Raw genomic sequence first — 12,146 nt, 5'->3', positions numbered from 1 at the left:
ATGGGCGTAAAAGTCAAAGGCATTAAAGAAGCGCAGGCTAAGTTAAATGCCCTAATCGGTGATATACGTGGGCGGAAAGTTGTCCGTGCTATGTATAAAGCGCTGTATATCGGAAGCGCTCAGGCTGCACTTTATACTCCAATCGATACTTCTTTTCTCATTAACTCTCAGTTCCGTGATGTTCGCTTTCAGGGAGCACGATTAACGGGGCGGGTAGGATATTCTGCAAACTATGCGCTTTATGTTCATGATCCTAAATTTAAGCAGCGCTTTCGCAGAGCTACAGCGAAAAAAGAGTTCCTTAAATTGGGGTTTGATGAAATGAGGACACAGATTGATAAGGCCGTAACGGAGGAATTGAAATCGTTATGAGTGTATTTGAACAATTCCGGCATTATCTGGCAACGGCAGGGCTGATTGATGGTTTCACGGTACAGATGGTCACTTGGATTGAACAGAAAGGTGATGGCGGCGAGAAACAATACATGGTTTTTCAGCCCGCTGGTGGCACTGGTCGATTGGATGATTTAGGGGCTGATGACAATGTGCAGGTAATTCTGGTCAGTGGACAAAATAATCCACAACCCGCTATCCAGCGTGCACAGGAAATCCTCGACTATGTTGCCGAACATCCAGACGATGACTGTTTGACCTCCGTTTTCAATCTAGGGGGATTAACAACCCCCATCCCCACACAAGAGAACCGATACGTTATCCGGTTGCTCTTTCGCTGTACATCATAATCAAGTCGCTCAGGCGGCTTTTTTTTATTTCTATTAATAGAGGTTATTCACATGGCAAATTGCCCAGTAGAAACCAATAAACTTATTGGTCGCAACGCTATTATTCGCATTGCGCATGGTTGTCCTGATGCAGTACCAGACCAATCAGCGTTTTTTCGGATAGGTGCATTGACCACCAAATCATTTGACCTATCCCCCAACACCCTGACCTCAGAGGCGGATGATTCAAAAGGGCTGGTGGAAAGCGTCGTAACCAGTATGGACTTAACAATCTCATTTGACGGTGAATACCGCAAACGCGATAAGGCCGAAGATTTTGGTCCATTGCGATTGCTGCGGGAGATCCCGAAAGAAGTTCAATCCGGGCGCCAACCGTCATATTGGGTGCAAATGGACTTCACTGGAGAAAACTCTTTCGTTCTGCAAGGTTATATGGTGTTTACATCTTGGTCATCTCAATTTGGAGCTAACGAGATTGCCACCTATTCCGGTGAATTGAAAGTCAGTGATGCTGATACGGTTGATTGGCTGATTGAAGAAGTCGCTGTGCAATCCGTCACTGTTAATCCTCAATCATTGACGGTAGCAGTAGGAAAAACCGGTTCATTTGTCGTAAATTTCAGCCCTGCTGATGCGACCAATAAAAACTATACCGTGACATCGGATAAAACCAATGTCGCTACAGTGAGTAAGGTAGGCAATGTCGTGACGGTAAAAGGGGTTGCAGAAGGCGCAGTAAATATCACTGTTCTGACTCAGGATGGCAACAAAGCAGCTAAGTGCGCTGTGACTGTGACCGCTTAATATTACAAAGGGCACTTGCGAGCGCCCTTGATAATGTTCAGGAGGAATTATGACGCCCATTATTGATATTGGTGAGATGGTTATCTCCACTGATAAAACCGATTATTTACTGCGCCCTTCTTTCGCTGCAATGACACGTATTGGTACACCTAAACAGATTGTAGAGACGTATACATTATTAAACGGGGCAGAGACTCAGGAATTAATTAACCGTGCGCTGGTGGCTTACGGCACACTTCCAGACTGGCTGATTAAACTGATGCGTAAACCTGTATTTGGACGCAGTATCCTGTCAACATCCATAATAGTTGTGCAGGCGTGCTGTAACGATGATGTGGAAGAGCTGATTGGTGAATGGAGACCAGGGCAAAAAGGGGTTGTATATCGCCTGGGTAGTGTGCCAATTAACGACATTATTGTGATTGCCAGAGAGCTGATAACACATGGCGTCATTGGTAAAGTGAAAATCAGGAAACTACAGCGCCATGAAGGAACGGAAGAGTTTTCTGACCAGTTTAAAGCTATTGAGTATATCAATGCGGCTCGCGCTCATTTCAATATGTCACGCGAAGAGGCTGAACAGTTAACGATGACCGAATTTCAGATGATGCTGAAAGCCAAGTTTCCCGATGAGAAGGGGTTCACCCGTGAAGAGTATGATGCCGTTATTGATGCTGATGATCAGCGAGCTAATGACCTGATGAATGGCAAGCGAAGACTGGTTAGCATGAAAAAATAATAGTTTTAAACATTTAATATTATGTATATACAAAATTCATAGTTTTATGATTTATTTTATCTATTAATTACACGGCATTTATCGATATTTTATAAGTCTTTTGAGTTGTTTAGATCTGTTTCGTGGTGTATTCTGTATATACAGATTAACCATAGGTTAAAGATGCCGATATATGAAGCTCTTGATATCATCAAACATTAGGTTGAAGTTAGCAGGCAAGAGCCCGCCTGTTAATGAAGAGGATATACTCCAGTGTTTTTCTAATCGGACAGGGAGTTTTCTTGAGGATGCGAGAGAAGACAATAGAACTGACCCGCCTACTAGATGGTTTATATCTGAAACTGATTATGGTGTTAAGTTGAAGATAGTCTTTATTCATTACCCTGATAAAGGGGTGGCTATAAGAACAGCCTATGCACCTAACGAAGATGAATTGAGAATTTACAGAAAATACGGCCTAGGAACAGAGAAATGAGCAGACAAACTGATAAGCGAACAGACCTGATAGCTTCTACTGATGAGGCATGGGAGAGCGGTGAGCTTGGTCGCAGTGAGGCTCACATTAAAGTATCTGACGATATCACGGAGGATCTGATTAACGAGGCGCTGGACTTACAGCCAATCTCAATCAGGTTAAATAAGTCTCTGATAGAAGACCTGAAAATGATAGCTGACCTTAACGGTCTGGGCTATCAACCATTAATTCGGCAGGTTTTAAATCGTTTTGTTAATAGTGAGAAAAAACGGATACTGACAGAAGCTCACAGCAAGGCGATGAAAAACGAAAAAAGAAAATCAGCAAGTAAGCGCCATAAAGCCGCTTAACAGACATAATAGTTAACCCAACCCGCCGCGCGCTGATTTTTCGGCTTTAATCAAATAATCATCACACAAATGCCACTTAAATGTGGCGTTTTGCGTTGTTTTGCACTAATTGGTTGGTATTATGAGCAAAATTTAATGATGGGGAATTGTGATGAGAAGACTCTTTTTAGTTGTGATTAGTTGCTTATTTCTGGCGGGTTGTGATAGATCAATTAAGGTTTTTGGTATAACTCTTGGTGGTGATTTTGAGAAAATTAAAGAGCAAGGGTTGGTGAAAAAAGTTGATTTAATCTCATCAAAAAAACATTTCATATTAGCTGATCTAAAAAAAGTTCCAAGTCCAGAAGCCGGAGACTCAGCAAATTATTTCGTTCAAGTTATTGATGGAAAAATAGTTGGTGTTGTAGCAACAGTGAAAGATGATTCATCATCGTATTATAAGAATCTTTCCTCTTATGCACATAGCAAACTTGGCGAGCCTGTGGCAACAGAAAATAACATCACAGATAGTGATGCAGTGAAAAAAATTCCATATGGTTGTGTGGAGAAAAGATCTTGTTTAGGTACTAAATACAGTGTGTATAGAAAAGATAATGTTAACTCCATTATTTCAACTGGTAATGGAGAAACGAGAATCCAATTTGACACCGATGATTTGAAAAGCGCCTTGTAATAAAAAATTAATTGATAACCAAGACCTCGCTTTGGCGGGGTTTTCCTTTTTAAGGAACCAGTAAATGGCAGAATATCAAGTAGGTAATATCGTTTATCAGGTATCAATGGATGTAGCGCAATTGTTGACGGCGCAACGGCAATTAGATTCGCGTCTAGGGCAGGTAGAGCAACGCTTTAATCAAACAGGGCAGGCGGTTAATGGGGCAGAAAAGGCATTATCCTCAGTATCGAAAGTCGCCATCGCTCTTACCTCCGCACTATCGGTTCAACAAGTAGCTGCTTACGCTGATGCATGGACGGTTGTAAATAACAAGCTAGCTAACTCTGTTCGAGCTAATGAGCAACTGATTGATGTAACCAATAGGGTATTTCAACTTTCACAGGATACCCGTACCAGCCTGAATGCAACGGCCACTTTATATAGTCGATTGGAACGAGGTACACGAGAATATAATATTTCTGCGGCTGAATTAACGAGACTAACAGAGGTAATTAACCAAGGATTTATTGTCTCAGGTGCGACCGCCACGGAAGCAGAGAACGCAATTATTCAATTGTCGCAGGGTATAGCTTCTGGCGTTCTGCGTGGTGAGGAATTCAACTCTGTAGCAGAACAGGGTAGTCGCCTAATGGTCGCCTTGGCTGATTCTATGGGTGTGAATATTGGTGAATTACGCAAAATGGCTGCGCAGGGGAAATTGACAACAGATGTTGTAGTTAAGGGGTTATTATCTCAAGGTAATGTTATTGGCAAAGAATTTGCAAAAACCATTATGACAATGGGTCAGTCTATGCAGGTAGCAAGCAATAATCTGACCAAATTCTTTGGTGAGTCATCTACAGTAAAAGCCGGAGTTAGTGCATTTAATGATGTGATTATTACCTTGAGTGAAAACATGAATGCTGTTTCAAATGTGGTTTTGGTGGTCGCTGCGGTAATGGGTTCTAGATTTGTTGGGGCGCTGACACTAGCTACGAGAAAAAAATTGGAGAGTGCTGCTGCATCCATCGGTGAGGCGAGAGCGACACAGATTTCAGCTCGGAATGCATTATATGCCGCTCAGGCAGCAACAAGAAAGGCTTGGGCTGATAAAGATGCTGCTGCCTCTGCGTTAAATCTTGCTCAGGCTGAATATAACGTAGCAAAAGGGAGCGCAGCGGAAGCATTCGCATTAGATAATCTCAATGCTAAAAAATCGGCTTCCATAGCTGCGTCAGCGGCTTACGTCCAAGCCAAAAACGCGGAAACGATAGCGACAGCACGATCAACTGCGGCAAATAAAGCAGCTAGTATAACCTTGACAGGGTTAAAGGGAGCGCTTGCATTAATTGGTGGGCCTATGGGAGCTGCTATGTTGGCTGGTGGAGCATTATTCTATTATTACCAACAGGCGCAACAAGCAAAGCAGGCCTCTATGGAATTTGGCGAAACTTTGTCAGATCTCATCAAAAAATTGAAAGAAATGAATAAAGTACAGGCAGAAGCATCTGGAGCCAAGACGATAGAATATATAAAAAACTTAAAGGATGAGATGAGTGATCTAGAGGAAGAACTAAGGGGAGCAAATCAGGAACAGAAGAAATATTGGGATTTAGCTGTTCAATTTGGAGTAACTACAGATGAAAATAATGGTTACATGGTGAACTACAATAAGAATGTTAGGAAAGCAAAAGAATTAGCAGGGGAGATTTATAGCAAGAAAATAAAGTTAGCTGATGCAGAGGGATATTTAGCATTAATATACAAGCGAGTTAATGAAACTATCGTTGAGCAAATGAAAGCAGCTAAAGAAAACGCAGAGGCTCAAGATAAAGCTATAAGTTCAATTGCCAGAATGACTGGTGCACAGGAGCATTTTGCTCAAATTCTAGGTATAGCGACTAATGAACTGAAAGAGTTTAACTCTGAATACCTCAAAATAAATTGGGGTGGTGACGAAGGTGAAAAATTAAAGAAGCAAACTGAAAGACGCCTCGCTTTAAGTAAGCTTGAAGGTAAAGCCAGAGCAGAACTTCAAGCTCAATATGATGCCGAGGATGCGGGGATAGCAGATCAGAATGCAATTAAACAATTGGAAGTGATGTATACACAAATATGGCAAAACGGAGAGGAAGCGAAAAATTCCAATAAAAAATCCTCCAAATCAGCCAATGAAGCAACAGAAACATTAAAACGCCAACAAGAAGCCTTAGATCGTCTCAATACCGGATATAAAGAAAATAGCCTTGAGATGGCTAAATATGACGTTCGCAAGGCAATGCCGGAAGGTTCTAGTGAATCCCAGCTAAAAGCAGCGGAAGCTAATGCCGAAAGAATTTGGCTGGCTAATCAAGAAAGAGACGACAAGATTAAAGCATCTGAACTTGATGTTGCCGCTCACTCTGCCATGCTTCGCAAGAAAGAGGAAGATGGCCTCAAGAGGATGTACGATAAACACCTTATCGACGAAAAAATCTTTCAGGAACAGATGAAAGCGATTAAGGATAAGGCCGCAGAAGAAGAGCGACAACGCAAAGTCAATGAGGCCGTATCACCTGCTATGAAAACTCTTGGGGAATTCGACCCAGTACAAAATCTCATCAATGAGCATGACAGGAAGATAGAAGCCATCAAGCAGTTTGAGCAACAGCATACTGAGCTTAAGGAACAAGCTGAGGCCGCCAGAGCCGCTATTGAAAAGAAATACCAAGAAGACCTTGCGAGTTCCCAATGGGAGCAATGGAAGAGCCAAAATGAGATGTATCAATTTCTAGGTGATGCTGTTGAATCATTGGGGCAACGCTCTGCCAATTCCATAACAGGGCTGTTAACCGGCACTCAGACAGCTAATGAAGCCATGAGAAATTTGGCGCTTACCATCACGAATGAAGCTGTTTCGGCGCTGGTTCAGATGGGTATGCAGCAAATCAAGAATATGGTGATTGGGAAAGCCGCGAGTACAGCTGCTAAGGTCGATGCTGTTGCTACAGGTGCGACGATTACTACGGCAATGGCTCCTGCTGCTGCGGCTACTAGTGTGGCAACAATGGGATCCGCTGCTACAGTCGGCATGATGGCTATGGCAACCGCTGTCCCTGCGATGATTGCGTTATTGGGTGCCCGTAAAAACGGCGGACCAGTTAGCCCGAACGGGGCTTATCGTATTGGTGAAAATAACAAGCCTGAGATATTCAAGGCTAATAATGGTCATCAATATATGATACCGGGTGACAGGGGTAAGGTGGTTAGCAATAGAGACATAGGGAAAGGGGGGGGTGGAGTTTCTGTCGGCGATATCAATATTTCGTTTAGTGTGCAGACACAAGGTAACTTTTCTGAACAGGATGCACGATTGATGTCGGGAATGGTGAAGAAATCCATTTATGACGTGCTGATAGATGAGCGCCGACCGGGTGGAATGTTAAATGAATGACTTCATCTTCGGATGGGTTTTTTATTGGGTAAAATATGACAAAACCAGAATTTAAGTGGCGGCCACAGGATAACTACGAGGTCAGCCATGAGCCGCGTGTCAAAGTGATTAAGTTTGGTGACGGCTACGAGCAGCGCATTAAAGACGGTATCAATAACCAGTTAAAACGCTACCAGCTTAGCTTTGTTGGGAGCGTGGAGACCGGACGTGCTATTGATGAGTTTCTACGGGCACGAGGCGCGGTAGAGTCATTCACATGGCGAACCAGTGATGATAACCAATTGCGTACCTTCGTTTGCCGTTCGTGGACGGTCAACCGTCATCGGATGCGCTGGTCTATTAGCTGCATCTTTGAGGAGGTGGTGGCATGAGAGACATTCCAAAAGAGATGCGGATTGAGGTCACCGAACTGGCTCAGAATGCCATTCTCAATCTGTATGAGATAGATTTAACGGTCTTTGGTGGCGACATCTACCGCTTTCATGATGGCATGAATGGGAAGTTACAGCCTATTATCTGGCAGGGAATGCGTTATGAACCTTATCCAGTTGAGGTGACAGGATTTGAAATGAGTGGCAAAGGGCCAAGCTCCAGACCAAAAATGATTTTTGCCAACATTAACGGGTTCATTACAGCAATAAATCAGGATTTCAATGATGCCTTGGGTGCTGTGGTGACACGTCATCAAGTGCCGGAAATTTATCTTGATGCGGTGAATTTTTCGAATGGCAACCCACAGGCAGATCCAACCAGAGAAGCCGTGAGCAAGTACCTGATAGAGCAAAAGCAAGATTCCAACGCTGACTTCGTAACTTATGTACTCGCATTACCCAGTGAGACTGATGGCGCTTTGATTCCGGCGCGGGTGATTCAGGCTGATATTTGCAGTTGGCAATATCGTTCTGCTGACTGTGGCTATGATGGCCCACCCGTGGCAGATGAAAAAGACCAGCCAACTACTAATTTACTTAAAGACCGCTGCTCAAAGAAGTACAGCGGCTGTATTAAACGATTCCCTCGCCCTTTATCTATGCCCTTTGGCGGCTTTTTAGGTGCTAACAAGCTAGGTTAATCATGATTGAAAAAGACATTATCGCCCACGCGAAAGTGGAAGGGGTGAGGGAATCGTGCGGCCTGATTTCGGGAGGTCGTTATTTTCCATGCCGCAATATTTCGCCAGATCCTGAGAACTATTTCGAAATTAACCCCGATGACTGGATAACCGCAGAGTGTTTTGCGGATATTGAGGTCATTGTTCACAGTCACCCAAACGGCAAGTCTCGCCTGAGTACCGGAGATAGGGAGCAGCAAATTAAAACCGGGTTACCGTGGTGGTTGACCTGTGGTGATCGGGTTCATAAATTCCGCCCTGTTCCGCGTTTATTGGGTCGGGAATTCATACATGGCACACAGGATTGTTATTCATTAATCCGTGATGCTTATCACCTTGCTGGTATCGAGTTGGACGATTTCAGCCGTGACGATGAATGGTGGAATGCCGGGCAAAATCTTTATCTCGATAATATAGCCAGTCAGGGACTTGAACAGGTAGATGAAATTCAACCCGGCGATATCATTCTTATCTGCCTAGGCAGTCAGACGCCTTGTCATGGGGCTATTTATATCGGTAATCAGCAAATCCTACACCACAGGCCAGATCGCATAAGTAAACGCGATGTTTATGACGGCTATTGGCTCAGATACACCCACTCAGTATGGAGACACAAACAATGGTCAAACTACAGCTTGGAGGCCATCTTAGAAGATTTGGTCGGCGTTACGAGTTAGAGGTTCGTGATGCAGCGGAGGCGGTGAGATGCTTGTGTTACCAGTTAACAGGCTTTCAACAAGCACTGTCCGATGGACATATCCGTGTACGTATTGCAGGGCGGGATATGACAGAAAATAGCATTCCCGTTGGTATGAACTATCCGCTTAATGATGGGGATACCGTTACTATCGTTCCGGTTGTTGTTGGTGCTGGTGGTAATGGTGTTGGCATGGCTATTTTGGGTGTTGTGGCTGTTGCCGCCGCATTCTATACGGGTGGCGCATCTATGGCAGCATGGGCGAGTATGGGTATGACTGGCACAGTAGCAACCGGATTAGCAATTACGGGCGTTGCCCTGATCAGTGCAGGTTTGGCATCCATGTTAACCAAAATGCCTCAAACCCCTGAAATGGGTTCAAGCAAAACAGGTGGTAATCAGTATTTCAATTCACTGGAAAATCGTATCGGTCAAGGCTATCCGGTTCCCATTGCATACGGTGAGATGGTTGTAGGCTCGAATGTTATTTCTCAAGGCTTGGAGACGGAATAATGGGTAAGGGTGGAGGCGGTGGCAGTACGCCAACATTGGTTGACGACAACCTAAAAAACAAACAGTTTTTGAGAATTGTTGATCTGGTCAGCGAAGGACAAATAGAAGGGCCTGTGGGCGGGCTGCATGGGTTCAGGATTAACGGAACTCCTGTTGTTGATAAAAATGGCAATCCTAATATTAACGGCGTTACTGTACAGTGGCGTGCTGGCACTCAATCCCAAGAACCACTCAGTGATTATCCATTCGTTGAAAGTGAAATTCCTGTCAGTGTTGAAGTGAAAAAAGACATGCCTATTCTCAGATCTGTGTCCAACCGTGATGTGGATAGAGTCAGGTTCACTCTGGGAGTTAGTCAGCTCGTCCAAACGGATAGCAAAGGCAATCAAAGCAACAGTTCAGTGCAAATGGCTATTGATGTAAATGACGGTTCTGGTTGGTACAATGCAAAGACCGTTCAGATAGGACCAGGGAAAATCAGCGGTCAATATCTGGAATCCCACACTATTGATGCGCCCAAGAAAAAACCTTTCCAAATCAGGGTATCTCGCCTAACGGATGACAGTAAAAGTGACCAACTCCGTAACGGTACGGTATGGGCCAGTTATACCGAAATCACGGATACCCTGATGAGCTACCCCAATAGCGCTGTGGTTGGTATGCGTATTGATAGGTCATTATTCGCTGATACACCAAAGCGTACCTATCACATTAAGGGAATGATTGTTCAGGTACCTGACAATTATGATCCTGAGACACGTGAATATAAGGGGGTATGGACAGGACGCTTTAAGCCAGCGTACACCAATAACCCAGCATGGATATTCTATGATTTAGTGACCAATACCCGCTATGGCATCGGGAAGTTGATGGGGTCATTTGGTTGTGACAAATTCGCACTGTATGCCATTGCTCAGTATTGTGATCAATCCGTACCCAATGGCTTTGGTGGAATGGAGCCTCGCTTCACTTGTAACGCCTACATAGCCACTCAACGAAAAGCGCGGGATGTTCTGGATGATTTGGCGTCCGTATTCCGTGGTATGCAGGTATGGGACGGTTTGAAACTTACTGCATTTCAGGATAGGCCATCCGATCCGGTCTGGACATTCACCAACGCTAACGTGGTTGAGGGAAAGTTCAACTACAGTTCTGCTGCAAAAAAAGCACGCCACACCATGATTGAGGTTACATGGACTAACCCAGATAACGGCTGGAAAGGCGAGCGGGAAATTATCCAAGATGATGAGCTGGTGGCCCGTCTTGGAATCAATATTAAAAAGGTGGCTGCTTTTGGTTGCACCAGTCGCGGTCAGGCTCATCGTGTCGGCAAATGGATAATTGAGACTGAAAAGCTTGAAACTGATTCAGTGACATTCAGTACAGGTCGAGAGGGCATTAACTGCACACCGGGTGGCATTATCGAGATTGCAGATAACAGTTTCGCTGTTGCGCGTGTTGGTGGACGGATACTTTCATTTTCAGGCAAAGAAGTTCGTCTTGATGCACCTGTTGAATTTACCAAGGGGGAATCAGGTTATTTCTCTTATATGGGAAATGAGGGCAAATTTGTTCGGGTGGATATTGATTCTGCTAATGGCGATATTGTCACATTAAAAGATACGCCTGTCGGCTTGCGACAATGGGGCATTTTTTCCATTTCCAAAAAATCACTGGTAACTCGTTTATTCAGGGTTATGAGCATTGCCGAGGACAATAAAACGGGCAATTACAACTTCACCTGTATTCAGCATGAGCCGCAGAAAGAAGCGATTGTTGATAATGGCGTTGATTTTCAGGGGAATCCAGCCACACAAAACGTTATCCGCATTCCTAACATTGAGCGGTTGAGCATTGCCTATATTCTCGATAGCTCCCAGATACAGGCTCGTGCAATGTGGGCTACAACAACTATTAACCGCAATATCACTTTTGATGTATCGGTATATCGTGACAATAAAGTGGTATCGAGAAGTAATACCAAAGAACTTGAATACTACTTTAATGGCCTAGATGCTGGAATTTACATGATTGGCGTTCGTGCCCGCGATGATAGCGGTATGCTGGGGGATGAATCCAAGGTTCAGATGATAATTGGCACTCCTGCCGCACCTTCTGTAGTTAACATTGAGCCGGGATTTTTTGAGTTAAAAGCGATCCCTCATATCAGTGCACCAAAGACACTAGATACGCAATTTGAGTTCTGGTTTTCCGAAAAACAAATCACCAACATCAATGAAATTGAGTCTAAAGCCGATTTTTTGGGTATTGCCAAATTTTGGATAAAAGGCCAGTTAAAAGCAGGAATGCCGTATTGGTTTTATGTTCGCAGCATAAATGAATTCGGAAAATCACATTTTGTTGAAGCGGTTGGTGCGCCTGATGATAACACAAAGGAAATTTTGAGCGAGTTAGGCAACAAGTTCCTCACCGCCGAAGTCGGGAAGCGGTTGCAATCGCAGATTGACTATAACTCTGAGGCGGTTATGGCCGCTGCCGCCCTGACGGGGTCAGCTGTCCAGCGTCAGCTGAAAGTGAACGGGGATATGCGGGCGGAAATCCTGCATATTCAGACCACACAGGTTACCGACCGGGTGGCCTTTGCTGAGGACATGAAGAAGGTACA

At 44.2% G+C, this 12,146-nt stretch carries 13 protein-coding genes; all 13 read left to right on the top strand.

All coding sequences use genetic code 11. The annotated features are described in order from the left end of the window. On the top strand, positions 1-372 hold the full coding sequence (locus tag BM135_RS11785) for a hypothetical protein (protein ID WP_092519912.1): 372 nt from the start codon (positions 1-3) through the stop codon (positions 370-372). Beyond that, positions 369-743 carry a phage tail termination protein gene (locus tag BM135_RS11780; RefSeq protein WP_092519911.1) on the top strand — a complete coding sequence of 125 codons (375 nt, stop codon included), beginning with the start codon at positions 369-371 and terminating at the stop codon, positions 741-743. The genes BM135_RS11785 and BM135_RS11780 overlap by 4 nt, the downstream gene beginning before the upstream one ends. Before the next feature lie 51 nt (positions 744-794). After that, on the top strand, positions 795-1,547 hold the full coding sequence (locus tag BM135_RS11775) for an Ig-like domain-containing protein (RefSeq protein WP_092519910.1): 753 nt from the start codon (positions 795-797) through the stop codon (positions 1,545-1,547). A gap of 49 nt (positions 1,548-1,596) precedes the next feature. Then, positions 1,597-2,286, top strand: coding sequence for a DUF6246 family protein (locus BM135_RS11770; protein ID WP_092519909.1), 690 nt, complete (start codon positions 1,597-1,599; stop codon positions 2,284-2,286). Positions 2,287-2,458: 172 nt separating this feature from the next. Further along, positions 2,459-2,761, top strand: a complete 303-nt coding sequence (locus BM135_RS11765) for a hypothetical protein (RefSeq protein WP_092519908.1) — start codon at positions 2,459-2,461, stop codon at positions 2,759-2,761. Then, positions 2,758-3,111, top strand: coding sequence for a hypothetical protein (locus BM135_RS11760; RefSeq protein ID WP_092519907.1), 354 nt, complete (start codon positions 2,758-2,760; stop codon positions 3,109-3,111). The genes BM135_RS11765 and BM135_RS11760 overlap by 4 nt, the downstream gene beginning before the upstream one ends. Positions 3,112-3,262: 151 nt before the next feature. Further along, positions 3,263-3,784, top strand: coding sequence for a hypothetical protein (locus tag BM135_RS11755; RefSeq protein ID WP_092519906.1), 522 nt, complete (start codon positions 3,263-3,265; stop codon positions 3,782-3,784). A gap of 64 nt (positions 3,785-3,848) precedes the next feature. After that, complete coding sequence (locus BM135_RS11750) at positions 3,849-7,199, top strand: tape measure protein (protein WP_092519905.1); 3,351 nt, start codon at positions 3,849-3,851, stop codon at positions 7,197-7,199. Positions 7,200-7,234: 35 nt separating this feature from the next. Continuing rightward, a complete protein-coding gene (locus tag BM135_RS11745; protein ID WP_092519904.1) occupies positions 7,235-7,570 on the top strand; it encodes a phage tail protein in 336 nt (111 codons plus the stop codon). Continuing rightward, positions 7,567-8,271: a phage minor tail protein L gene (locus BM135_RS11740; protein ID WP_092519903.1), complete on the top strand. Its 705-nt coding sequence runs from the start codon at positions 7,567-7,569 to the stop codon at positions 8,269-8,271. Before BM135_RS11745 ends, BM135_RS11740 begins: the two co-directional genes overlap by 4 nt. A gap of 2 nt (positions 8,272-8,273) precedes the next feature. Beyond that, positions 8,274-8,987, top strand: a complete 714-nt coding sequence (locus tag BM135_RS11735; protein ID WP_092519902.1) for a C40 family peptidase — start codon at positions 8,274-8,276, stop codon at positions 8,985-8,987. Next, positions 8,930-9,520 (top strand): tail assembly protein, encoded by a 591-nt coding sequence (locus BM135_RS11730; RefSeq protein WP_092519901.1) that lies wholly within the window; start codon positions 8,930-8,932, stop codon positions 9,518-9,520. Before BM135_RS11735 ends, BM135_RS11730 begins: the two co-directional genes overlap by 58 nt. Next, positions 9,520-12,146, top strand: a 2,627-nt coding sequence (locus tag BM135_RS11725) for a TipJ family phage tail tip protein (RefSeq protein WP_092519900.1), incomplete at its 3' end; no start/stop codon positions are given. The genes BM135_RS11730 and BM135_RS11725, both read left to right, overlap by 1 nt.

Origin of the sequence: Xenorhabdus japonica, from assembly GCF_900115195.1 — a bacterium.
GTDB lineage: Bacteria > Pseudomonadota > Gammaproteobacteria > Enterobacterales > Enterobacteriaceae > Xenorhabdus > Xenorhabdus japonica.
This window is presented reverse-complemented; position numbering and strand designations above follow the sequence as displayed.

Excerpts from the sequence above, each read along its gene's own strand:
- BM135_RS11785 (WP_092519912.1), top strand. The coding sequence starts at position 1 with ATGGGCGTAAAAGTCAAAGGCATTAAAGAAGCGCAGGCTAAGTTAAAT.
- BM135_RS11780 (WP_092519911.1), top strand. The coding sequence starts at position 369 with ATGAGTGTATTTGAACAATTCCGGCATTATCTGGCAACGGCAGGGCTG.
- BM135_RS11775 (WP_092519910.1), top strand. The coding sequence starts at position 795 with ATGGCAAATTGCCCAGTAGAAACCAATAAACTTATTGGTCGCAACGCT.
- BM135_RS11770 (WP_092519909.1), top strand. The coding sequence starts at position 1,597 with ATGACGCCCATTATTGATATTGGTGAGATGGTTATCTCCACTGATAAA.
- BM135_RS11765 (WP_092519908.1), top strand. The coding sequence starts at position 2,459 with ATGAAGCTCTTGATATCATCAAACATTAGGTTGAAGTTAGCAGGCAAG.
- BM135_RS11760 (WP_092519907.1), top strand. The coding sequence starts at position 2,758 with ATGAGCAGACAAACTGATAAGCGAACAGACCTGATAGCTTCTACTGAT.
- BM135_RS11755 (WP_092519906.1), top strand. The coding sequence starts at position 3,263 with ATGAGAAGACTCTTTTTAGTTGTGATTAGTTGCTTATTTCTGGCGGGT.
- BM135_RS11750 (WP_092519905.1), top strand. The coding sequence starts at position 3,849 with ATGGCAGAATATCAAGTAGGTAATATCGTTTATCAGGTATCAATGGAT.
- BM135_RS11745 (WP_092519904.1), top strand. The coding sequence starts at position 7,235 with ATGACAAAACCAGAATTTAAGTGGCGGCCACAGGATAACTACGAGGTC.
- BM135_RS11740 (WP_092519903.1), top strand. The coding sequence starts at position 7,567 with ATGAGAGACATTCCAAAAGAGATGCGGATTGAGGTCACCGAACTGGCT.
- BM135_RS11735 (WP_092519902.1), top strand. The coding sequence starts at position 8,274 with ATGATTGAAAAAGACATTATCGCCCACGCGAAAGTGGAAGGGGTGAGG.
- BM135_RS11730 (WP_092519901.1), top strand. The coding sequence starts at position 8,930 with ATGGTCAAACTACAGCTTGGAGGCCATCTTAGAAGATTTGGTCGGCGT.